At 50.3% G+C, this 20354-nt stretch carries 22 protein-coding genes and 2 tRNA genes; 14 read left to right on the top strand and 10 right to left on the bottom strand.

The genetic code is table 11. The features are described 5' to 3' along the window. Positions 1-3: 3 nt before the first annotated feature. The gene (locus RDY34_RS02380; protein ID WP_002217483.1) at positions 4-576 is read left to right on the top strand and encodes a 50S ribosomal protein L25/general stress protein Ctc; all 573 of its coding nucleotides are present in this window, start codon (positions 4-6) and stop codon (positions 574-576) included. A gap of 124 nt (positions 577-700) precedes the next feature. Here RDY34_RS02380 and RDY34_RS02375 read toward each other — a convergent pair whose 3' ends face one another. Further along, the gene (locus RDY34_RS02375; RefSeq protein WP_308074320.1) at positions 701-1870 is read right to left on the bottom strand and encodes a D-alanyl-D-alanine carboxypeptidase family protein; all 1170 of its coding nucleotides are present in this window, start codon (positions 1868-1870) and stop codon (positions 701-703) included. 147 nt (positions 1871-2017) lie between these two features. Between RDY34_RS02375 and ilvA the strand changes: the two genes are divergently transcribed. Beyond that, positions 2018-3544 (top strand): threonine ammonia-lyase, biosynthetic, encoded by a 1527-nt coding sequence (gene ilvA / locus RDY34_RS02370; protein WP_308074319.1) that lies wholly within the window; start codon positions 2018-2020, stop codon positions 3542-3544. Between the two features lie 55 nt (positions 3545-3599). On the opposite strand, the gene RDY34_RS02365 is transcribed toward ilvA, so the two are convergent. From RDY34_RS02365 to cysT, 3 genes are all read right to left on the bottom strand, one after another. Beyond that, complete coding sequence (locus RDY34_RS02365) at positions 3600-4673, bottom strand: sulfate/molybdate ABC transporter ATP-binding protein (protein WP_308074318.1); 1074 nt, start codon at positions 4671-4673, stop codon at positions 3600-3602. Then, on the bottom strand, positions 4670-5530 hold the full coding sequence (gene cysW, locus RDY34_RS02360; RefSeq protein WP_304677519.1) for a sulfate ABC transporter permease subunit CysW: 861 nt from the start codon (positions 5528-5530) through the stop codon (positions 4670-4672). Before cysW ends, RDY34_RS02365 begins: the two co-directional genes overlap by 4 nt. Before the next feature lie 262 nt (positions 5531-5792). Beyond that, positions 5793-6629, bottom strand: coding sequence for a sulfate ABC transporter permease subunit CysT (gene cysT, locus RDY34_RS02355; RefSeq protein ID WP_003749890.1), 837 nt, complete (start codon positions 6627-6629; stop codon positions 5793-5795). Between the two features lie 184 nt (positions 6630-6813). Between cysT and RDY34_RS02350 the strand changes: the two genes are divergently transcribed. Further along, positions 6814-7146 (top strand): hypothetical protein, encoded by a 333-nt coding sequence (locus RDY34_RS02350; RefSeq protein WP_025456824.1) that lies wholly within the window; start codon positions 6814-6816, stop codon positions 7144-7146. A 64-nt stretch (positions 7147-7210) separates the two neighbouring features. On the opposite strand, the gene RDY34_RS02345 is transcribed toward RDY34_RS02350, so the two are convergent. Further along, a complete protein-coding gene (locus RDY34_RS02345; RefSeq protein ID WP_003752760.1) occupies positions 7211-7792 on the bottom strand; it encodes a superoxide dismutase in 582 nt (193 codons plus the stop codon). Positions 7793-7954: 162 nt separating this feature from the next. On the opposite strand from RDY34_RS02345, the gene dnaB reads away from it, so the two are divergent. From dnaB to RDY34_RS02315, 6 genes are all read left to right on the top strand, one after another. After that, positions 7955-9361 carry a replicative DNA helicase gene (gene dnaB / locus RDY34_RS02340; protein ID WP_308072826.1) on the top strand — a complete coding sequence of 469 codons (1407 nt, stop codon included), beginning with the start codon at positions 7955-7957 and terminating at the stop codon, positions 9359-9361. Positions 9362-9515: 154 nt separating this feature from the next. Next, positions 9516-10181 carry a GspH/FimT family pseudopilin gene (locus tag RDY34_RS02335; RefSeq protein WP_308072824.1) on the top strand — a complete coding sequence of 222 codons (666 nt, stop codon included), beginning with the start codon at positions 9516-9518 and terminating at the stop codon, positions 10179-10181. A 28-nt stretch (positions 10182-10209) separates the two neighbouring features. Next, a complete protein-coding gene (gene pilV / locus RDY34_RS02330; protein ID WP_308072823.1) occupies positions 10210-10821 on the top strand; it encodes a type IV pilus modification protein PilV in 612 nt (203 codons plus the stop codon). Next, positions 10818-11759: a PilW family protein gene (locus RDY34_RS02325; RefSeq protein ID WP_308072822.1), complete on the top strand. Its 942-nt coding sequence runs from the start codon at positions 10818-10820 to the stop codon at positions 11757-11759. The genes pilV and RDY34_RS02325 overlap by 4 nt, the downstream gene beginning before the upstream one ends. After that, on the top strand, positions 11738-12334 hold the full coding sequence (locus RDY34_RS02320) for a pilus assembly PilX family protein (RefSeq protein WP_308072821.1): 597 nt from the start codon (positions 11738-11740) through the stop codon (positions 12332-12334). The genes RDY34_RS02325 and RDY34_RS02320 overlap by 22 nt, the downstream gene beginning before the upstream one ends. Position 12335: 1 nt before the next feature. Further along, positions 12336-12809 (top strand): PilX family type IV pilin, encoded by a 474-nt coding sequence (locus RDY34_RS02315; protein ID WP_308072933.1) that lies wholly within the window; start codon positions 12336-12338, stop codon positions 12807-12809. Between the two features lie 69 nt (positions 12810-12878). On the opposite strand, the gene RDY34_RS02310 is transcribed toward RDY34_RS02315, so the two are convergent. Further along, positions 12879-13187, bottom strand: coding sequence for an AzlD family protein (locus RDY34_RS02310; protein ID WP_308072819.1), 309 nt, complete (start codon positions 13185-13187; stop codon positions 12879-12881). Next, positions 13184-13894 carry an AzlC family ABC transporter permease gene (locus RDY34_RS02305; protein ID WP_308072818.1) on the bottom strand — a complete coding sequence of 237 codons (711 nt, stop codon included), beginning with the start codon at positions 13892-13894 and terminating at the stop codon, positions 13184-13186. The genes RDY34_RS02310 and RDY34_RS02305 overlap by 4 nt, the downstream gene beginning before the upstream one ends. Before the next feature lie 165 nt (positions 13895-14059). Here RDY34_RS02305 and dut point away from each other — a divergent pair, with 165 nt between their 5' ends. From dut to RDY34_RS02280, 5 genes are all read left to right on the top strand, one after another. Then, positions 14060-14512, top strand: coding sequence for a dUTP diphosphatase (gene dut, locus RDY34_RS02300; RefSeq protein ID WP_308072817.1), 453 nt, complete (start codon positions 14060-14062; stop codon positions 14510-14512). A gap of 75 nt (positions 14513-14587) precedes the next feature. Then, positions 14588-15775, top strand: a complete 1188-nt coding sequence (dapC, locus tag RDY34_RS02295) for a succinyldiaminopimelate transaminase (RefSeq protein ID WP_308072816.1) — start codon at positions 14588-14590, stop codon at positions 15773-15775. A 156-nt stretch (positions 15776-15931) separates the two neighbouring features. Further along, positions 15932-16711 carry a peroxide stress protein YaaA gene (gene yaaA / locus RDY34_RS02290; RefSeq protein WP_308074317.1) on the top strand — a complete coding sequence of 260 codons (780 nt, stop codon included), beginning with the start codon at positions 15932-15934 and terminating at the stop codon, positions 16709-16711. A gap of 81 nt (positions 16712-16792) precedes the next feature. Further along, positions 16793-16883: transfer RNA gene (locus RDY34_RS02285), tRNA-Ser, on the top strand. A gap of 77 nt (positions 16884-16960) precedes the next feature. Next, a tRNA-Ser gene (locus tag RDY34_RS02280) sits at positions 16961-17050 on the top strand. Between the two features lie 329 nt (positions 17051-17379). Here RDY34_RS02280 and RDY34_RS02275 read toward each other — a convergent pair. The 3 genes from RDY34_RS02275 to RDY34_RS02265 form a co-directional block, all read right to left on the bottom strand. After that, entirely contained in the window at positions 17380-17682 is a 303-nt protein-coding gene (locus RDY34_RS02275) for a hypothetical protein (protein ID WP_025457165.1), read from the bottom strand. Positions 17683-17824: 142 nt separating this feature from the next. Further along, entirely contained in the window at positions 17825-20050 is a 2226-nt protein-coding gene (locus RDY34_RS02270) for an NADP-dependent isocitrate dehydrogenase (RefSeq protein WP_308074316.1), read from the bottom strand. 66 nt (positions 20051-20116) lie between these two features. Then, positions 20117-20257: a hypothetical protein gene (locus RDY34_RS02265; RefSeq protein ID WP_061375308.1), complete on the bottom strand. Its 141-nt coding sequence runs from the start codon at positions 20255-20257 to the stop codon at positions 20117-20119. Between the last annotated feature and the right edge of the window lie 97 nt (positions 20258-20354).

Raw genomic sequence — 20354 nt, 5'->3', positions numbered from 1 at the left:
AACATGACTTATGAAATTCAAGCCTCTGTTCGTGAAGCACAAGGCACTGGTGCGAGCCGCCGCCTGCGTCGCGAAGGTCAAATCCCCGGTATTTTGTACGGCGAAGGTCAAGAGCCCGTTGCCATTGCCGTGGATCACAAAACCGTATTCTACGCATTGGAAAAAGAATCTTTCCATACTGCGTTGATTAAGTTGTCTTTGAACGGTGAAACTAAAGACGTTATCGTCCGCGATTTCCAAATGCACCCGTTCCGCCGCGAAGTTCAACATATCGACTTCCAAGCTGTGAAAGCTGATCAACTTGTACGTATCCGTGTTCCCCTGCACATCGTTAACGCTGAAAATTCCCAAGCTGTTAAATTGCAAGGCGGCCGTGTGTCTCTGTTGAACACGACTGTTGAAGTGCTTGCGTTGCCTGCCAATATCCCTGCTTTCTTGGATTTGGATTGTGCCGAAGTGGTTGCCGGTGACATTTTGCACTTGTCAGACATCAAATTGCCTGAAGGTGTAGAAAGCGTTTCCCTGAAACGTAACGAAAATCTGGCTGTTGCCACCGTTACCGGTAAAAAACGCTAATTGATTTCAGCAGCAGGGCGGCGCGTATGCAATACGTACCGCCCTGTTGTTTTATGCCGTCTGAACCGTGTTTCAGACGGCATTTCTTTATTTGTTGGAAAAGCGGGATATTTGAAACGGCGGATTACTGCCCTGTCAGACGCACCCAAAGCCTTTGCCACCGGCTTCTTTTTTCTACATTTTCTAGCGCGGCGATTTCTTTTTCGGCAACGGTATGTCCGTTTTGCCTGATTTTGATTTTTCCTAAAATCTGCCCTTTTTTTACCGGGGCGGGAATCGGCTGTATGGTTTCCAAAATCTGTTCGGCTGTTTTCGCTTCCTTATGTGGCAGAGTGATGTAGGCTTCTTTGAGGAAGCCTGCGCGGACGGTTTTTTTGCTGCCTCCGGAAATTTGGATTTGGGCAACGGTTTTGCCTTTCGGATATATTTTGGGCGTATCGAAGGCCTGCAATGCCCAGTTCAGCAGCTTGCTGTTGTCCGATGCGCGTGTTTCCGCCGATTCCGAACCCAATGTGATGACAAGGATGTGCCTGCCGTTGCCGGAGTATGACACGGCAAGGTTGTAGCCGCCGCTTTCTGTGTGTCCGGCTTTCAGACCGTTTACATTGTTGTCCCTATATAAAAGGATATTGCGGTTGTTTTGTTCTATATTTTTGAATTTGAAAGATTTGATGGAAAACAGCGGGTAATATTCCGGAAAGTCGCGCATCAATGCTTCAGACAGCAGGGCGAGGTCTTTGGCGGTGGAAACCTGTCCTTCTCTACTCAAGCCTGTCGGGTTTTTGAATACGGTGTTTTTCATGCCCAGGCGTCGGGCTTCTTTGTTCATTTGTTGCACAAAATTTTCAATCGAACCGTTGCCCAGCCGGCCGGCAAGGGTTAGGGCGGCATCGTTTGCGGATAGGGCAATCATGCCTTTTAAGAGTTTGTCGGTGCTGACCGTATCGCCGGGACGTACAAACATTCTGCTCCCTTCTGAAGCCCATGCGGATTCGGGTATTTTTAAGTTTTCTTCAGATTGGATATTTCCCGATTTCATGTTTTTGAAAACCAAATATGCGGTCATCAGTTGGGTTAGTGCCGCCGGTTCGACAGGGGTATTGATGTTTTTGGCGGATAAAGTCTGTCTGCTTTGAAGGTCGATAACGATGTGTGCCGCTGTGAGGGTTTCGGGTGTTTGGAGCGAGGGGGCGGCGTGTACCGTCGGTCTGTTGGGCGCGGGCGATGCAGCCGTTGCGTGAGAAACGCCTAAGATAATGGAAAGCAGGACGGGCAGGATTTTATGTGCTGTCATGAAATATTCTAATTGTGTGAGTGTTTCAGCTTGCCGATTATACGCTTAGGGTGTCTGATCGGGCGGATTTTTCTTGCTTTCGGGCTGTCTTGGGCGTATGGTTTGGGGTTTTGCGATTTTAACAAACCGATTATCCCATATTGAATTATGAACACGCCCCTTCCTTATTCCGATTACCTTATCCGCATCCTGACGGCATCTGTCTATGATGTGGCGGTGGAAACGCCTTTGGAACCGGCACGCAGCCTTTCTGTACGTTTGAAAAACAACATCCTTTTGAAACGTGAAGATTTGCAGCCGGTTTTTTCGTTCAAAATACGCGGCGCGTACAACAAAATGTCCAAGTTGCCGAAAGATGCGCTCGCTTGCGGCGTGATTGCGGCAAGCGCGGGCAATCACGCCCAAGGCGTGGCATTGTCCGCACAGCGTTTGGGCTGCCGTGCCGTTATCGTTATGCCGGAGACTACGCCGAAAATCAAAGTGGATGCGGTCAAAAGCCGTGGCGGCGAGGTGGTTTTGCGCGGTGTTTCATACAACGATGCCTACGATTATGCGATGGAGCTGGCGGAACAGGAAGGGCTGACCTATATCGCACCGTTTGACGATCCTGATGTGATTGCGGGACAGGGGACGGTGGGGATGGAAATTGTCAGCCAACATCCCGATTCAATCCGCGCCGTATTCGTACCGATAGGGGGAGGCGGCTTGGCGGCGGGCGTGGCGGCATTTATCAAGCAGGTCCGTCCCGAAATCAAAGTTATCGGCGTACAGACCAACGATTCCTGCTGTATGAAGCAGTCGGTCGAAGCGGGCGAAATCGTCCATTTGAAAGATGTCGGGCTGTTTTCAGACGGCACTGCGGTCAAAGTCGTCGGAAACGAAACCTTCCGCCTCTGCAAAGAACTTTTGGATGAAATCATTACAGTCGATACCGATGCGGTTTGCGGCGCGGTCAAGGATATTTTTGATGATACGCGCAGCATTACCGAGCCGGCTGGCGCGTTGGCGTTGGCGGGTCTGAAAGCCTATATTGCCCGAGAAGGTGCGGAAAACCAAACCCTGATTGCCGTTACCAGCGGCGCGAATATGAATTTTCACCGTTTGCGCCACGTTTCGGAACGGAGCGAATTGGGCGAGGGCAACGAAGGTATTTTTGCCGTTACCATCCCCGAAGAACGCGGCAGCTTCCTTAAGTTTGTCAATATATTGGGAAATAGGAATATTACCGAGTTCAACTACCGCTACGGGGACGATGAAAAAGCGCATATCTTTGTCGGACTTCAAGCGGCAGGCCCGCAGGATTTGGCGGTTATCGGCAGCCGGTTGGATGAGGCGGGATTGCCCAATGTCGATTTGACCAACAATGAGATTGCCAAAATCCATATCCGCTATATGGTCGGAGGGCGGACGGACAAAGTAGGGAACGAGCGTCTGGTCAGTTTTGAGTTTCCGGAGCGTCCGGGGGCGTTGGCGAGCTTTTTGAACCATATGCAGGGCGGTTGGAATATTACGCTCTTCCATTACCGCAACCACGGTGCGGATTACGGGCGGATTTTGGTCGGTATCGACGTGCCGCCGCACGATGCCGCCGCATTTGACGGTTTCTTGGAAAGTCTGGGATACAGCTATCACGAGGAAACGCAAAATGCCGCGTACAAGCTGTTTCTTGCCTGACGCTTGACACGCAATGCCGTCTGAAAGCCTTTCAGACGGCATTGTGCTTTCAGGGTTAAATCGAATATTCAATCAGCTCGTTTTGAGAAAAGACATAAACCTGTTTCGGAATCAGCTTTAATTCTTTGCCTTCGGCGATTTGGTAACGCGCGGCATCGCTGCCAGCCAGCGTGATGTGCACGTCCTGTTTGCCGTGTTTCACCAAAACGTGCGTCAATGCGCCGACGGCGTGGATTTTTTCGATTTTGGCGCGGATCATCGGGGTTTCGTGTTCGGCGGCAAGCTGCCATTCGTGCGGGCGGATATAGCCGGTGGCGGTTTGCTCCTGCCATTTGTATTGCGCGTCCAATTTCCACGCGAAGCCGTTGTAATGCCAGAAGCCTTTTTCGATGCGTCCTTCAAATGCGTCGGTTTCGCCGAGGAACTCGGTAACGAAGGCGTTTTCAGGTTTGCGGTAAATGGCTTCGGCACTGCCGGTTTGTTCGATTTTGCCGTGGTTCATCACGACGATTTCGTCGGAAACTTCGAGGGCTTCTTCTTGGTCGTGTGTAACCAAAATGCTGGTTACACCCAAGTTGTGATGAATGTCGCGCAACCAGGTGCGTAATTCTTTGCGTACTTTGGCATCCAGCGCGCCGAAGGGTTCGTCCAAAAGCAGGAGTTTCGGTTCGACCGCAAGCGCGCGGGCGAGGGCGATGCGCTGGCGTTGCCCGCCGGAGAGTTGGTGCGGATAGGATTTGGCGAGGTGGGAGAGCTGCACGAGCTTGAGCAATTCTTCGACTTTGGCGCGGATTTGTCCTTTGGACGGGCGTTCGGACTTGGGCAATACGGTCAAACCGAAAGCGACGTTGTCAAACACGTTCATGTGGCGGAAGAGGGCGTAGTGTTGGAACACGAAACCGACTTTGCGTTCGCGGACGTGTTTGGCGGTTACGTCCTGCCCGTCAAACAGAATCTTGCCACCGTCGGCGTTTTCCAGTCCGGCGATAATGCGTAAAAGCGTGGTTTTGCCGCAGCCGGACGGGCCGAGCAGGGAAACGAGTTTGCCGGTGGGGACGTTGAGGTTGATGTTTTTCAGCGCGTGGAACGCTCCGAAGTGTTTGTTTAGGTTTTGAATAGTAATGCTCATGCTGCGTTCCTTTCGGCGGCGGCGAGTTTTTTATCTTGTAATTTGGTGATGATGTTCTGCACCGCCAGCGTCGCCAGTGCTAAAAGTGCCAATACGCCGGAGAGGGCGAATGCGCCGGTGAAGTTGTATTCGTTGTAGAAGATTTCGACCAAAAGCGGGACGGTGTTGGTTTCGCCGCGTATGTGTCCCGATACCACGCTGACCGCGCCGAACTCGCCCATCGCGCGGGCGTTGGTAAGGATGATGCCGTAGAGTAACGCCCATTTGATGTTGGGCAGGGTAACGCGCCAAAACATCTGCCAGCCGCTTGCGCCGAGTATCAATGCCGCCTGTTCTTCGCTGTCGCCCTGTGCCTGCATCAGCGGGATGATTTCGCGTGCGACAAAAGGGAAGGTAACGAACAGCGTCGCCAAAATAATGCCGGGGATGGCGAAAATAATCTGTATGCCTTGCGCTTCGAGCCGGCCACCCAATGCCGTGTGCGCGCCGAACAATAAGACGAACATCAAACCGGCTACCACTGGCGATACGGAAAACGGCAAATCGAGCAGGGTGGTCAGCAACTGTTTGCCTCGGAAGTCAAAACGGGTCAGCAGCCACGCCATCGCCACGCCCAAGACGGCATTGACGGAGACGACAATCAGCGCGGTAATCAGCGTCAATTTGATGGCAGACCACGCTTCGGAATCGCTTAAGGATTTCAGGTACAAATCCCAACCGCCTTTTAAGGCCTCGTAGAATACGGCAACCAAAGGCACAACCAACATCAGCAACAGAAAGCCCAAGGCGGTAGCAGTCAGCAATACGCGCAGCCAACGCGGTTCGGTCAGGTTGGGATTGGCGGAATAGGGTTTCATGGCGGTGGTGTTCTTTGGTTGGTTTTAAAATGTTTGGAGGTCGTCTGAAAAACTGTTTTTTGTGGGGTGGATTCGTTTTCAGACGGCCTTTTATCTTTTATAGATTAAAAGGGGAGCAAAAAACGTTCGGCTGCCGTCATTCCCGCGCAGGCGGGAATCCACCACAGGGCAACAGGAAAACAGAAAATAAATAAGGCAGCCGAAATTCACCAATGGATTCCCGCCTGCGCGGGAATGACGGTAACAGGTATTTCAGACGACCTCAACCCTTCGCGCCCGAACGCCTGCCCAACGCCCACTGCATCACGTTCAGCGCAAACAGAATCACAAACGAAACCAGCAGCATAAACAACGCCACCGCCGACGCGCCCTGTACGTCGAACTGTTCCAGCTTGCCCGTAATAATCAGCGGCAGGATTTCGGAAACCATCGGAATGTTGCCCGCGATAAAAATCACCGAGCCGTATTCCCCCGTTGCCCGCGCGAACATCATACCCGCACCGGTTAAGAGCGCGGGCGTGATTTCCGGCAGCAGCACGCAGCGGAACGTCGTGAAACGGTTTGCGCCCAAAGTCGCCGCCGCTTCCTCATATTCGCCCGACAATTCCTCCAATACCGGCTGCACGGCGCGGACGATAAAGGGCAGGCTGACGACGACCAGCGCAATCCAAATGCCGACGGGTGTAAACGCAATTTTGATGCCCAAAGGCTCGAAAAAACGGCCTATCCAACCGTTGGGCGCATACAGGGTCGCCAACGCGATACCCGTAACCGCCGTCGGCAGCGCAAACGGCAAATCGACCAGCGCGTTCGCCAGACCCTTGCCCGGAAATTCATAGCGCACCAACACCCACGCCACCAGCGTGCCGAACACGACATTGGTCAGCATCGCATAAAACGACATCCGCAAACTCAGCCACACCGCCGCCAACACGTTCGGCTCGGCAATCGTGTTCCAAAAGCCGCCCCAGCCGATTTCCGCCGCCTTCGCCGCCATCATCGCAAACGGCAAAACCACCAGAAGCGACAGGCACAATACGGTCAGGCCGAGGCTGATTTTGAAGCCGGGCAGTACGCTGGGCGTTTTGAGTAATAACATGAAATAATGCTGAAAATAGAAAAAGGAAGGGCTACTTTAACGATGCCGTCTGAAAAAAGGAAAGAATTATTGGTTTGGCGCAAAGATAATTTTGTTATAAGGCGTTTGAAGTTTATCAGATGGGCGGTATATTCTAAAATAATGCCCTATTTTCATATCAAACCATATGTTGTAAGGAACTATTATGGAGATTTTACCTTTTCAGGAAAGTATTGCGGAGCGTATGCTCGTCGGAACGGAAGGAGAGTCGGTTCATCGGGATGCGCAGTTCGTTCAAACGGCAAACGGTTATTGGATTGCGTGGCATGAAGGCGTAGCGGCACTGCTTGCGCCGGATACGCCTCCCGATATTCCGTGTTTTTGGGTAGAAGGGGCGGAAAGCCTTGAAGAGTTGTGTGCCATGGTGGAACGCGGCGAGTTTGACGAAGTGGAAGAGTTTGACGGCGATGACGACGAATGGCTTGAAGCGGCTAAAGGTTGCGGACACCACGGCGACGCTTGCGCCTGCGGACATTGATTCGGATTTCCCGTAAAAAATGCCGTCTGAAATGTGTTCAGACGGCATTTTGTCGGTTTGCGGCTTATACGGCAAAACGTTTGGCGACTTCGTCCCAGTTGACGATTTCCCAAAAACCTTTCAGGTAGTTGGGACGGCTGTTGCGGTAGTCGATGTAATAGGCGTGTTCCCACACGTCGCAGGTCAGCAGCGGCGTGTTTTCAGTGGTCAGCGGAGTTGCTGCGTTGGAAGTGGAAACCAAATCCAATCCGCCGGCAGGGGTTTTCACCAGCCATGCCCAACCGGAGCCGAAAGTACCGGCAGCGCAGGCATTGAACGCTTCTTGGAATTTCTCGAAGCTGCCCCATTTCGTGTCGATGGCGGCGGCCAGTTCACCGGAAGGTTTGCCTTGACCTTTGGACGTGAAACCCAGCCAGTAGAAAGTGTGGTTCCAAGTTTGCGCCGCGTTGTTGAACACGCCGCCCGAAGATTTTTTCACAATCTCTTCCAAAGGCAGGTTTTCAAATTCGGTGCCTTTGATTTGATTGTTCAGGTTGGTGATGTAGGTTTGATGGTGTTTGCCGTAGTGGAATTCCAAAGTCTCTTTGCTCAGATGCGGGGACAATGCGTCCAGTTCATAAGGCAGTTGCGGCAGCTTATGTTCCATTTTGTGCTCCTAATATTGTTTTAAATGTTGTATTTTGGCAGTGTTGCTGCAAATAGCTCAGCAGCGCACATATTTTACCTGTTTTGAGGGATGGAAACCAATTAAACCTGCTTTACGCTATAATAGAAGATTGCAATTTCGGCACGACAGATAGGATGTACCATGAACGATTACGCAGCTATGCCGTCTGAAGACCGTGAGGTCGGAGCATTGTCGCTGCCTCCACATTCGATGGAGGCGGAACAATCCGTTTTGGGTGGGTTGATGCTGGAAAATCCGGCTTGGGACAGGATTGCCGATGTGGTTTCCGGTGAAGACTTCTACCGCCACGAACACCGCCTGATTTTCCGATCCATTGCCAAATTAATCAATGAGAGCCGTCCCGCAGATGTGATTACGGTTCAGGAAGATTTGCAGCGGAACGAAGAATTGGAAGCGGCAGGCGGATTTGAATATCTGATTACGCTGGCGCAAAACACCCCGTCTGCCGCCAACATCCGCCGCTATGCCGAAATCGTGCGCGAGCGTTCCATCATGCGCCAACTCGCCGAAGTGGGGACGGAAATCGCCCGCAGCGCATTCAATCCGCAAGGCAGGGATGCGGGGCAGCTTTTGGACGAGGCGGAAAACAAAGTGTTTCAAATTGCCGAAAGCACGGTCAAATCCAAGCAGGGCTTTTTGGAGATGCCCGATTTGCTGAAAGAAGTCGTACAGCGCATCGATATGCTTTATTCGCGCGACAATCCCGATGAAGTTACCGGCGTGCCGACAGGGTTCATCGACCTTGATAAAAAAACCTCGGGTCTGCAACCCGGCGACCTGATTATCGTCGCCGGCCGCCCGTCTATGGGTAAAACCGCCTTTTCCATCAATATTGCCGAGTATGTCGCCATTGAAAAACATTTGCCCGTTGCCGTCTTCTCGATGGAGATGGGCGGTGCGCAACTGGTCATGCGTATGCTCGGCTCGGTCGGACGGTTGGATCAAAGCGTCTTGAAAACAGGCAGGTTGGAAGACGAACATTGGGGGCGTTTGAACGAGGCAGTCGTCAAACTTTCCGACGCGCCTATGTTTATTGACGAAACCCCGAATCTGACCGCCCTCGAGCTGCGCGCCCGTGCCCGCCGTCTCGCCCGTCAATTTAACAATAAGCTTGGATTGATCGTCATTGACTACCTGCAATTGATGGCGGGATCCGGCCGTTCCGACAACCGAGCTTCGGAGCTGGGAGAGATTTCACGTTCGCTTAAAGCGTTGGCGAAAGAATTGCAAGTCCCCATCATCGCCCTGTCGCAATTGAGCCGTACCGTCGAACAGCGTACGGACAAACGCCCCATGATGTCCGACTTGAGGGAGTCCGGTGCTATCGAGCAAGATGCCGACCTGATTATGTTCATGTACCGCGACGAATACTACAACCAGGACTCACCCATGAAAGGCCTTGCCGAATGTATTATCGGCAAACACCGCAACGGTCCGGTCGGAAAAGTTTTCCTGACATGGATGGGGCAGTTTACCAAATTCGACAATGCTGCCTATGTTCCCGAGGAGGCAAAGATAGAAGATTAAATGGTTATATAAAAATTTATTAGGCAAAATCAGGCACAATCGTTTAAAATCATGCTTAGAGATTGCCCTAAAAAATAAAATGCGGTCTTGAGGCATTTTTGCATTCAGACGGCATATAATTGAAAATACATTACCAGTTAACGTCCTATTGCTTATGTGTACACGAAAACAACAAGGTTTCACGCTAATAGAGCTGCTCATCGTGATGGTCATCGCAGCCATTATGGCGATGATAGCCCTCCCCAGTATGAGCCGGTGGATTGCATCCCGCCGCATCGCCAGTCACGCGGAGCAGGTTGCCAACCTTTTGCGTTTCTCCAGGGGCGAAGCCGTCCGGCTCAATCTCCCTGTCTATATCTGTCCTGTTCAAGTTAGAAAAGACGGTACGGTCAACAACCAATGCGACTTCAGTAAGAAGGGGCAGGGAATGTTGGCTTTCGGCGACAAAAACGGCAATAAGGCATATGACGGCGATGCGGCGGATGTTTTCCTCCGCAGTGTGGTGTTGAATGATGCCGCCGACAGCCGGATTAATTATGCCTTCAACCATATCGCTTTCGGTAAGTCTCAACCGACTGCCGACCGTGTTGTTTGGACTTTCAACCAAAACGGGGCATTCGGCTATTCTCCCGATCAGAATCTCGCGCGTACTTCCAGATTTGTTTACTCCGACGGTTATATCCAAATCGTGCTGACAGATGCGAAGGCGGTTTCTGCCGATGAAAAGAAATTCCGTTCGGCGGTGGTTTTGATTGACAGCAGCGGCAGGGTTGAGGTTTGTCCTAGAAACGATACGCGTGCCGTATGCCAACATCAATGACTGTTTTAGTCGGTTTGGGAAATAAAAAATGAAGAATAATGATTGCTTCCGCCTGAAAAATCCCCAGTCCGGTATGGCGCTGATAGAAGTTTTGGTTGCTATGCTCGTTCTGACCATCGGTATTTTGGCATTGCTGTCCGTGCAGTTGCGGACGGTCGCTTCCGTCAGGGAAGCAGAAACGCAAACCATCGTCAGCCAAATCACGCAAAACCTGATGGAGGGAATGTTGATTAATCCGACCATTGATTCGGACAGCAACAAGAAGAACTATAATCTTTACACAGGGTCGTACACCCCCGCTTCCTCTGATGGCGACTTCACGCCTAATAATTTGAAAACCAAGGAGGATTTGGCAAAAGCCCAGTTGGACAGGTTCGGTTATGAATTGAAAAATGCCTTGCCGGATGCGGCAGCCATTCATTACGCCGTCTGCAAAGATTCGTCGGGTAACGCGCCGACATTGTCCGACAGCGGTGCTTTTTCTTCAAATTGTGACAATAAGGCAAACGGAGATACTTTAATTAAAGTATTGTGGGTAAATGATTCGGCAGGGGATTCGGATATTGCACATACGAATCTTGAAGCGAACGGCGACAATATCGTATATACCTATCAGGCAAGGGTCGGAGGTCGGGAATGAAACGTAAAATGCTAAACGTACCAAAAGGCGGTTATGATGGTATGAAGGGTTTTACCATTGTTGAATTTCTGGTTGCGGGCCTGCTCAGTATGATTGTCCTGATGGCGGTCGGATCGAGTTACTTTACGTCCCGGAAATTAAATGATGCGGCAAACGAGCGTCTTGCCGCACAACAGGATTTGCGGAATGCGGCAACATTGATTGTCCGCGATGCGAGAATGGCGGGCGGCTTCGGTTGTTTCAATATGTCCGAGCATCCTGCAACTGATGTTGTTTCCGATACGACGCAACAAAATTCTCCTTTTTCCTTAAAAAGGAACGGTATAGATAAACTTATTCCCATAGCGGAATCTTCAAATATCGGATATCCAGGTTTTACCCAGTCCGGTAAGGCATTGATTTTCCAATACGGTATCGATGATGCTAATGCAAGCGCCGCGACTACCGTCGTCAGCAGCTGTGCCGCAATATCGAAACCGGGCAAGCAAATCCTTACTTTAGAAAATGTAAAAAAAGAATTGAATATTCCGGATACGGATAACAGGCAAAATGGCAATATTGCGCGTCAAAGGCATGAGGTCAATGCCTATGCGGTCGGCAAGATTGCCGATGAGGAAGGTTTGTTCCGCTTCCAATTGAATGCCGGTGGCGGGTGGGGTAATCCTCAGTTGCTCGTGAAAAAAATTACCCATATGAATGTGCGGTATGTCTATGTTTCCGACTGTCCTGAAGATGAAGATGCCGGCAAAGAGGAAAAATTCAAATATACGGATAAATTCGACAGCTCCAAAGGTGCTGTTACGCCTGCCGGGGTGGAAGTTTTATTGAATAGCGGTACTGATACCAAGATTGCCGCTTCTTCAGACAATAATATTTATGCTTACCGTATCGATGCGACAATACGCGGGGGAAATGTATGCGCAAACAGAACACTTTGACGGGAATCCCGACTTCTGACGGACAGAGGGGGTTCGCACTGTTTATCGTGCTGATGGTTATGATCGTCGTGGCCTTTTTGGTTGTAACTGCCGCGCAGTCTTACAATACCGAGCAGAGGATCAGTGCCAACGAATCAGATAGGAAATTGGCTTTGTCTTTAGCCGAGGCGGCTTTGCGGGACGGCGAATTTCAGGTTTTGGATTTGGAATATACTACGGATAGTGAGGTTACATTTAGCGAAAACTGTGAAAACGGCCTGTGTACCGCAGTGAATGTGCGGACAAATAATGATAATGAAGAGGCTTTTGACAATATCGTGGTGCAAGGCAAGCCTACCGTTGAGGCGGTGAAGCGTTTTTGCCCTGCAAATTCTACCAACCTGTGTATTGACAATAAAGGGATGGTATATGGGAAAGGTACGGGAAGCGTCAGCAAAATGCCGCGTTATATTATCGAATATTTGGGTGTGAAGAATAACCAAAATATTTACAGGGTTACTGCCAAGGCTTGGGGTAAGAATGCCAATACCGTGGTCGTCCTGCAATCTTATGTAAGCAATAATGATGAGCAATAAAATGGAGCAAAAAGGGTTTACATTGGTTGAGGTAATGATAGTCGTCGCGATACTCGGCATCATCAGCGTCATTGCCATACCTTCTTATCAGAGTTATATTGAAAAAGGCTATCAGTCCCAGCTTTATACGGAGATGGTCAGTATCAACAATGCTTTCAAACAGATTATTTTGAAAAATCCCGGGGAAAGTAATCAAAACCTTGAAACGGAACTGAAGAAGTTTGTGCCGGCTTATCGGATGAATCCTAAAATTGCCGAAAAATATAGTGTTTCAGGGGAATTTGTCGATGCGACAAAATCAAGGGCATACAGGTTGGTCGGCGTTCCGAAGGCAGGGACGGGTTATACCTTGTCGGTATGGGTGAACAGCGTGGGCGACGGATACAAATGCCGTGATGCCGCTTCTGCCCGAGCCTATTCGGAGACCTTGTCCGCAGATGCCGGCTGCGAAGCTTTCTCTAATCGTAAAAAATAGGGCTGTTTTGCCAATGCCGTCTGAAGATTAATTTTCAGACGGCATTTTTTACGGACATTTTGAAATGAATTATGTCATCAACCATCCCAAGATGCCTGACGAGCCGACCCCTATCAATACGGTAGGCAACATAGAAAAGCGGCAGGCTGCCAAGGCGGTTAACGCGATGGCGATAAGTTCGTGCGGCTTGTCGGATACGAAATAGGGGGCAATGACGGAAATCAGGACGCAGCCCGGCGCGGCTTCCATAATGGTTTGGGCACGGCGGCTTAAGGTTCGGTTACGCAGTGCGAAAAAGCCGATCAACCGGGTAGAGTAGGTAACGGCAAGCATAGAGGCAAACAACAGGAATGATTGGAGCGACAATAAACTTTTCATTTTTGTTCTCCCCAGAGATAAGCCGATAACAGACCGGACAGTGCGCCGGCAGGAACATACCACGCGCCGTCAACGGTCAGGTAAACGGCGGATGCAACAATCAGGCTGACAAACCAAGGTCTTGATGCGGAAAAACTTTTCCACATCCCCCTCAATAAAACCAGAAATACGGCAGGAAACGCCATACCGAATCCCCAAGCGGACACATTGCCGAACACAGGCCCTACTGCCGCGCCGAGGGCGGCAAACCCTATCCAGGTAATGTAGAGGATAAAGCATACGCCCATATAAAAAGGCATATTGAATGCGGGCAAACCGGCTGCTTTCCGTTTTTGGATTTCGGAGAATGCCATCGCCCAGCTTTCATCACACATAAAAAACAGTGCGGGCACGGCTTTTTTCAGCGGTATTCCTTTCAGGTGCGGGGCAAGCGCCGCCCCCATCAGGATATGCCGCGAATTAATCATAAAGGTTACGGTGGCGATAAGCAGTATCGGCAGAGGTTCCGCCCACAGGTTGACCGTTGCAAATTCAGAGCCTCCGGCAAAATTCATACCGGTCATCAGCAGCATTTCCAGCCAAGTCATACCTTTTTGCCCGCCCTGCATACCGAGTATCAATGCCCAAGGCAAAAGCCCAATCAGCATGGGCGAACTTTCTTTGATGCCGCGTATGAATTCATCACGTGGAGAGGCTGTGTGCGTCATGTTAATGTTTATATATGAAAAGACGGGGTGGTATTATACACAGGCAGAATGTTTTTGACAGTCGAGGATGGTTTCAAAACAAAAGCAGTTTGTTGTGTTTCAGCGTAAACACGGCTTGTGTATAATCTCCCATCTTTGAAACCGGCCGTATGCAGGAGCAAGACGATGAATATTGAAGTAGAAATGAAAGTGTTGGACGAGAGGATGGCGGATTTTATCCCTGCCTATGCGACGGAGGGTTCCGCAGGTTTGGATTTGCGCGCCTGTTTGGATGAGGAAGTCGTTTTGCAGCCGGGTGAAACGTTTCTTGTGCCGACAGGTTTGGCAATTTATTTGGCCGATCCTGCATATGCCGCTATTTTGCTGCCCCGTTCCGGCTTGGGGCATAAACACGGTATTGTCTTGGGTAACTTGGTCGGTTTGATTGACTCTGATTATCAAGGAGAATTGAAGGTGTCGTTATGGAACAGGGGCAGTGAACCGTTTGCCGTCAAGCCGTTTGAGCGTATCGCGCAGATGGTTGTCGTGCCAATCGTGCAGGCGCGTTTCAAACGTGTCGAAGAATTTGTCGGAAGCAGCCGGGGAGAAGGCGGTTTCGGCAGTACGGGTTTGCATTGAATATAAAATGCCATCTGAAGAGCACGTCAGGTTCAGACGGCATATCTTCTGATATACCGACAACCGGAGAAAATCATGAATACCTTACTCAACCAACTCAAACCCTATCCCTTTGCCCGACTGCGTGAAGCGATGCAGGGCATTTCCGCGCCTGAAGGCATGGAAGCCGTCCCGCTGCATATCGGCGAACCGAAACACCCGACACCGAAAGTCATTACGGATGCGCTGACCGCTTCATTGCACGAGTTGGAAAAATATCCGCTGACTGCGGGTCTGCCTGAACTGCGTCAGGCGTGTGCGAACTGGTTAAAACGCCGTTATGACGGCTTGACGGTCAATCCGGATAATGAAATTCTGCCGGTTTTGGGCAGTAGGGAGGCGTTGTTTTCTTTTGTCCAAACCGTGTTGAACCCTGTTTCAGACGGCATCAAACCCGTCATCGTCAGCCCGAACCCTTTTTATCAAATTTACGAAGGCGCGGCAGTTTTGGGCGGCGGTGAAATCCATTTTGCCAATTGCCCCGCACCGTCTTTCAACCCCGATTGGCGCAGTATTTCCGAAGAGGTTTGGAAACTCACCAAACTGGTGTTCGTCTGTTCGCCCAACAACCCCAGCGGCAGCGTGCTGGATTTGGATGGCTGGAAAGAAGTTTTTGATTTGCAAGACAAATATGGTTTCATTATTGCCTCGGATGAATGCTATTCCGAAATCTATTTCGACGGCAACAAACCTTTGGGCTGCCTGCAGGCCGCTGCACAGTCGGGGCGAAGCAGACAAAAACTGCTTATGTTCACCAGTTTGTCCAAGCGGTCCAATGTTCCTGGCCTGCGTTCCGGTTTTGTCGCCGGCGATGCCGAACTGCTTAAAAACTTTCTGCTTTACAGAACCTATCACGGCAGTGCAATGAGCATTCCCGTGCAGCGCGCAAGCATTGCCGCTTGGGATGACGAACAGCACGTTATCGACAACCGCCGTATGTATCAGGAAAAATTTGAGCACGTTATTCCCATTTTGCAACAGGTATTTGACGTTAAATTACCGGATGCCTCGTTTTACATCTGGTTGAAAGTCCCCGATGGCGACGATTTGGCATTTGCACGCAATTTATGGCAAAAAGCCGCTATCCAAGTATTGCCCGGACGTTTTTTGGCGCGGGATACCGAACAGGGCAATCCCGGGGAAGGTTATGTCCGTATCGCTTTGGTTGCCGATGTCGCAACTTGTGTCAAAGCTGCGGAAACCATTGTTTCCCTATATCGGTAAGGAATCGGAAATGCCGTCTGAACTTTTGTTCAGACGGCATTTTCAATATTTTACGGTTGAATTTGCTGTAACGGTATTTACTTCACTTTTAATCAGCTTGCCCGCAAACACGTTTAAACTTAAAATTCCCGTGTTTGACACAATACCGAGCAGATTATGTTTTTTGTCCTTTCCCCTGCGAAAAACCTTAACGAAAAAGACCTTGCCCCTGTCAGCGAGTTTACCCAACCCGACCTGTTGGCAGAGTCCGAAATTCTAATGCAGCAGTTGCGCGAGCTTGCGCCGCAACAGATCGCCGAACTGATGCACGTTTCCGACAAAATCGCACTCTTAAACGCCGAACGAAATGCAGCGTGGCACACGCCGTTTACACCGGAAAACGCCAAACAGGCGGTCTTTATGTTCAACGGCGATGTTTACGAAGGTATGGATGCAAACACATTAGATATTGGACAGATACGCTATCTGCAAAACCATGTCCGCCTGCTGTCCGGTCTGTACGGTCTTCTGCGCCCACTGGATCTGATGCAGCCCTACCGTTTGGAAATGGGGACGGCATTCGCCAATTTGCGCGGTAAGAATTTGTATGAGTTTTGGGGCGACATCATTACCAACCTTTTAAATGATACGCTTGCCCAAGCAGGCAGCAATACGCTTGTCAACCTTGCCTCACAGGAATATTTCAAGTCTGTTAATGTAAAAAAACTTCGGGCACGGCTGATTACCCCGATATTTAAAGACGAAAAAAACGGCAAATATAAAATTATCAGTTTCTATGCCAAGCGTGCACGCGGATTAATGGTGCGCTATGCGGCAAAACATAATATTACCGACCCTGAAATGCTGAAAAATTTTAATTACGAAGGTTACACATTCAATGACGCGGCCTCAAATGAAAGCGATTGGGTGTTTATGCGTTCGGAACAAGTTAAATAAAAACAGCAAACTAAATATTTTCTAAGGAAAATGCTTGGCAAAATTCGTAAATTTTATTATTATTCGTCTTTCTAAGGAAACGGAAGCGTGGCAGAGCGGTTTAATGCAACGGTCTTGAAAACCGTCGAGGGTTGATAGCCCTCCGTGAGTTCGAATCTCACCGCTTCCGCCAATCCTTGAGGTCAAAAACCAAATAAAAATGAAGTAGCATAAAGCATCGGCATTTTTATTTGGTTTTACTTCATTATCGGAAACGTGGCAGAGAGGCTGAATGCAGCGGACTCGAAATCCGCTGAGGGTGCAAATCCTCCGTGGGTTCGAATCCCACCGTTTCCGCCAGAAAACATAACCGCCCTGATTCAGGGCGGTTCTTTTTTGTTCAAGTTGTGTCAATTACTATATAAAAATCATCGATTTACCCTGATTTTTCGTAACGCCCTGCAACAAACCGCAATCGGCAGACGCTTTTTATTAATGTTTTATGGTATTAATTTGTATGGTCATTTTTTGGAATGGGAACTTACCATAATGGTTAAAGCCGTTACTCCGTTTAATCCTGTTTGGGTCAGGGATGCGGGGAAGGCGGGTTTTATCAAGCCGCGCGTTTTGATGTGAGAATGCCGTCTGAAATCATTGTTTCAGACGGCATTGCTATTGCTGATGCGGCTTTATTCGCAATTCAGATTGCGGGTTTTTTCTGCAAACGAATCCATAGCGATTTGGCACATTTGCTTACGCTGTCCCAAATCGGCGGCAGGCAGGGCTTGGAATAGGAATTTGGTGTTGTTGCGTGCGAAATCTGCTTTGTTTCCGGCTTTGTTGTAACAGGTTTCGGCGCGTTTGAAATATTGTTGGCAAATCGGCGGCAGCTCGTCCATAGTCAGGGGCTTGCTCTTATGCATACCGTGCGCGGATGCAGGAAGGGCGGTTGCCAAAAGGATGCTAATCAGGATGGTTGGAACAGTTTTCATATTATCGTCTTTCCGTAGGGTAAAAACTAAAGATTATATGATTTATATCCAATGGGTGCGGCGTTTAATCATAATCAGGCAGATAGGGATAACTAATGCCGTCTGAACGGCAAATGTTCAGACGGCATTTTTGCCTTTGTGCTTATAAGGCGTTTAGTGCCTGATTAAAGGTTACGCTCGGACGCATCGCTTGTGCGGCTTTTTCAGGATTGGCGGCGTAGTAGCCGCCGATGTCGGCCGCTTTGCCTTGTACGGCAGAGAGTTCTTCAACGATTTCGGCTTCGTTTTCCGCCAACGATTTGGCTAACGGCGCAAATGCGGCTTTCAGTTCGGCATCTTTGTCTTGCGCCGCCAATTCTTGCGCCCAGTAGAGGGTGAGGTAGAAATGGCTGCCGCGGTTGTCGAGTTCGCCCGCTTTGCGTTTGGGCGATTTGTCGTTCAACAGCAGTTTTTCGGTGGCTGCATCCAAAGTGTCGGCGAGAACTTGGGCTTTGGCGTTGCCGGTTTTTTGCGCCAGATGTTCAAACGATACGGCAAGCGCGAGAAATTCGCCCAAAGAGTCCCAACGCAGGTGGTTTTCTTCGAGGAACTGTTGAACATGTTTCGGTGCAGAACCGCCCGCGCCGGTTTCAAACATACCGCCGCCGTTCATCAATGGAACAATAGACAGCATTTTCGCACTGGTACCCAGTTCCAAAATCGGGAACAAGTCGGTCAGGTAGTCGCGCAGGACGTTGCCGGTTACGGAGATGGTGTCTTCGCCGTTTTTCAGACGGCCCAAGCTGAATTTAGCAGCTTCTTCAGGCGCGAGGACGCGGATGTCGAGGCCGTCGGTATCCAGTTCGGCAAGGTAGGTTTTAACCTTAGCGAGCAGACTCTTGTCGTGCGGACGGTTTTCGTCGAGCCAGAATACGGCTGGCGTGTTGCTCAGACGGGCGCGGTTGACGGCGAGTTGTACCCAGTCTTTAACCGGAGCGTCTTTGGTTTGGCACATACGCCAGATGTCGCCGGCTTCAACGTCGTGTTGCATCAGGACATTGCCTGCTGCATCAATGACTTGAACCTGACCGTCGGCTTCGATTTCGAAAGTTTTGTTGTGTGAACCGTATTCTTCGGCTGCTTGCGCCATCAGACCGACGTTGGGCACGGTACCCATGGTTGTCGGGTCAAACGCACCGTGTTCGCGGCAGAAGTCGATGGTTGCTTGGTAAACACCGGCATAGCTGCTGTCGGGAATCACGGCTTTGGTATCTTGCGCTTTGCCGTCTTTGTCCCACATGCGACCGGAGTTACGAATCATCGCAGGCATAGAGGCATCAACGATGACGTCGCTGGGAACGTGCAGGTTGGTGATGCCTTTGTCGGAATCGACCATCGCCAAATCGGGGTTGGCGGCGTAAACGGCGGCGATTTCGGCTTCGACTGCAGCGCGGGTGTCCGCATCCAGTTTGTCCAGATTGGCAAGCAGGTTGCCGAAGCCGTTGTTGACGTTGACGCCTGCGGCAGCCAGTTTGTCGCCGAATTTTTCAAAAACAGGCGCGAAGAATACTTTGACGGCGTGTCCGAAGATAATCGGGTCGGACACTTTCATCATGGTGGCTTTCATGTGCAGCGAGAACAAAACGCCTTTTGCTTTCGCGTCTTTCACTTGTTCGGCAAGGAAGGCGAGCAGGGCTTTTTTGCTCATCACGGTTGCGTCGATGATTTCGCCGGCTTTCAGGACAACAGGCTCGCGCAGCTCTTTTTTATTGCCTTGTTTGTCGGTGAATACGATGGATACGGAAGTCGCTTCAGGTACAGTAACGGATTGTTCGTTATGGAAAAAGTCGCCACTTTGCATGGTGGCAACGTGGGTTTTGGAGTCTTTCGTCCATGCGCCCATGCTGTGCGGATGTTTTTTCGCAAAGTTTTTTACTGCTTTAGGCGCGCGACGGTCGGAGTTGCCTTCACGCAGGATAGGGTTTACCGCGCTGCCTTTGATGCGGTCGTAGCGTTCGCGTACGGCTTTTTCTTCATCGGTTTGAGGGTCGGCGGGATAGTCGGGAACGGCAAAGCCTTTAGACTGCAATTCTTTAATCGCAGCCGTCAGTTGCGGTACGGATGCGCTGATGTTCGGCAGTTTGATCACGTTTGCATCGGGTTGTTTCACCAGTTCGCCCAATTCGGCAAGCGCATCGGGTACGCGCTGCGCTTCGGTCAGGTATTCGGGGAACGCCGCCAAAATACGGCCGGAGAGAGAAATGTCGCTGGTTTTGACATCAATATCGGCATGGCGGGCAAAAGCCTGCACAATCGGCAGCAGCGATTGGGTCGCCAGCGCGGGGGCTTCGTCGGTATGGGTATAAACAATGGTGGATTTTTGAGTCATAGGATTATTCTCTTGTAGGTTGGTTTTTTCTTTTGGAACACATTGCGCGGGGAATGTGCGTGGCTATTATGGCATATTTTGGCGGCTTTGTTCGCGCTTTGTTCGATCTTGGCGTGTTTGAACGCGGCGACGTGAAAGGAAGGGGGAAATGGTTTTCCCGCGTTTGGCGGCGGTGTCGGAGGTGCTGTGCATGATGTGCGGCGGCATATTTTCGGTGAAATTGATTTTATAGTGGTTTAAATTTAAACCAGTACAGCGTTGCCTCGCCTTGTCGTACTGCTTGTACTGTCTGCGGCTTCGTCGC

This window comes from Neisseria polysaccharea (assembly GCF_963392925.1).
Taxonomy (GTDB): domain Bacteria; phylum Pseudomonadota; class Gammaproteobacteria; order Burkholderiales; family Neisseriaceae; genus Neisseria; species Neisseria polysaccharea.
This window is presented reverse-complemented; position numbering and strand designations above follow the sequence as displayed.

Coding starts and splice junctions, on each gene's coding strand:
- RDY34_RS02325 (WP_308072822.1), top strand. CDS start 10,818: ATGAAACGTAAAATGCTAAACGTACCAAAAGGCGGTTATGATGGTATG.
- RDY34_RS02365 (WP_308074318.1), bottom strand. CDS start 4,673: ATGAGCATTACTATTCAAAACCTAAACAAACACTTCGGAGCGTTCCAC.
- RDY34_RS02270 (WP_308074316.1), bottom strand. CDS start 20,050: ATGACTCAAAAATCCACCATTGTTTATACCCATACCGACGAAGCCCCC.
- RDY34_RS02305 (WP_308072818.1), bottom strand. CDS start 13,894: ATGACGCACACAGCCTCTCCACGTGATGAATTCATACGCGGCATCAAA.
- dnaB (WP_308072826.1), top strand. CDS start 7,955: ATGAACGATTACGCAGCTATGCCGTCTGAAGACCGTGAGGTCGGAGCA.
- RDY34_RS02350 (WP_025456824.1), top strand. CDS start 6,814: ATGGAGATTTTACCTTTTCAGGAAAGTATTGCGGAGCGTATGCTCGTC.
- RDY34_RS02315 (WP_308072933.1), top strand. CDS start 12,336: ATGGAGCAAAAAGGGTTTACATTGGTTGAGGTAATGATAGTCGTCGCG.
- dut (WP_308072817.1), top strand. CDS start 14,060: ATGAATATTGAAGTAGAAATGAAAGTGTTGGACGAGAGGATGGCGGAT.
- RDY34_RS02335 (WP_308072824.1), top strand. CDS start 9,516: ATGTGTACACGAAAACAACAAGGTTTCACGCTAATAGAGCTGCTCATC.
- RDY34_RS02265 (WP_061375308.1), bottom strand. CDS start 20,257: ATGCCGCCGCACATCATGCACAGCACCTCCGACACCGCCGCCAAACGC.
- dapC (WP_308072816.1), top strand. CDS start 14,588: ATGAATACCTTACTCAACCAACTCAAACCCTATCCCTTTGCCCGACTG.
- yaaA (WP_308074317.1), top strand. CDS start 15,932: ATGTTTTTTGTCCTTTCCCCTGCGAAAAACCTTAACGAAAAAGACCTT.
- RDY34_RS02275 (WP_025457165.1), bottom strand. CDS start 17,682: ATGAAAACTGTTCCAACCATCCTGATTAGCATCCTTTTGGCAACCGCC.
- RDY34_RS02380 (WP_002217483.1), top strand. CDS start 4: ATGACTTATGAAATTCAAGCCTCTGTTCGTGAAGCACAAGGCACTGGT.
- cysW (WP_304677519.1), bottom strand. CDS start 5,530: ATGAAACCCTATTCCGCCAATCCCAACCTGACCGAACCGCGTTGGCTG.
- RDY34_RS02320 (WP_308072821.1), top strand. CDS start 11,738: ATGCGCAAACAGAACACTTTGACGGGAATCCCGACTTCTGACGGACAG.
- pilV (WP_308072823.1), top strand. CDS start 10,210: ATGAAGAATAATGATTGCTTCCGCCTGAAAAATCCCCAGTCCGGTATG.
- cysT (WP_003749890.1), bottom strand. CDS start 6,629: ATGTTATTACTCAAAACGCCCAGCGTACTGCCCGGCTTCAAAATCAGC.
- RDY34_RS02375 (WP_308074320.1), bottom strand. CDS start 1,870: ATGACAGCACATAAAATCCTGCCCGTCCTGCTTTCCATTATCTTAGGC.
- ilvA (WP_308074319.1), top strand. CDS start 2,018: ATGAACACGCCCCTTCCTTATTCCGATTACCTTATCCGCATCCTGACG.
- RDY34_RS02310 (WP_308072819.1), bottom strand. CDS start 13,187: ATGAAAAGTTTATTGTCGCTCCAATCATTCCTGTTGTTTGCCTCTATG.
- RDY34_RS02345 (WP_003752760.1), bottom strand. CDS start 7,792: ATGGAACATAAGCTGCCGCAACTGCCTTATGAACTGGACGCATTGTCC.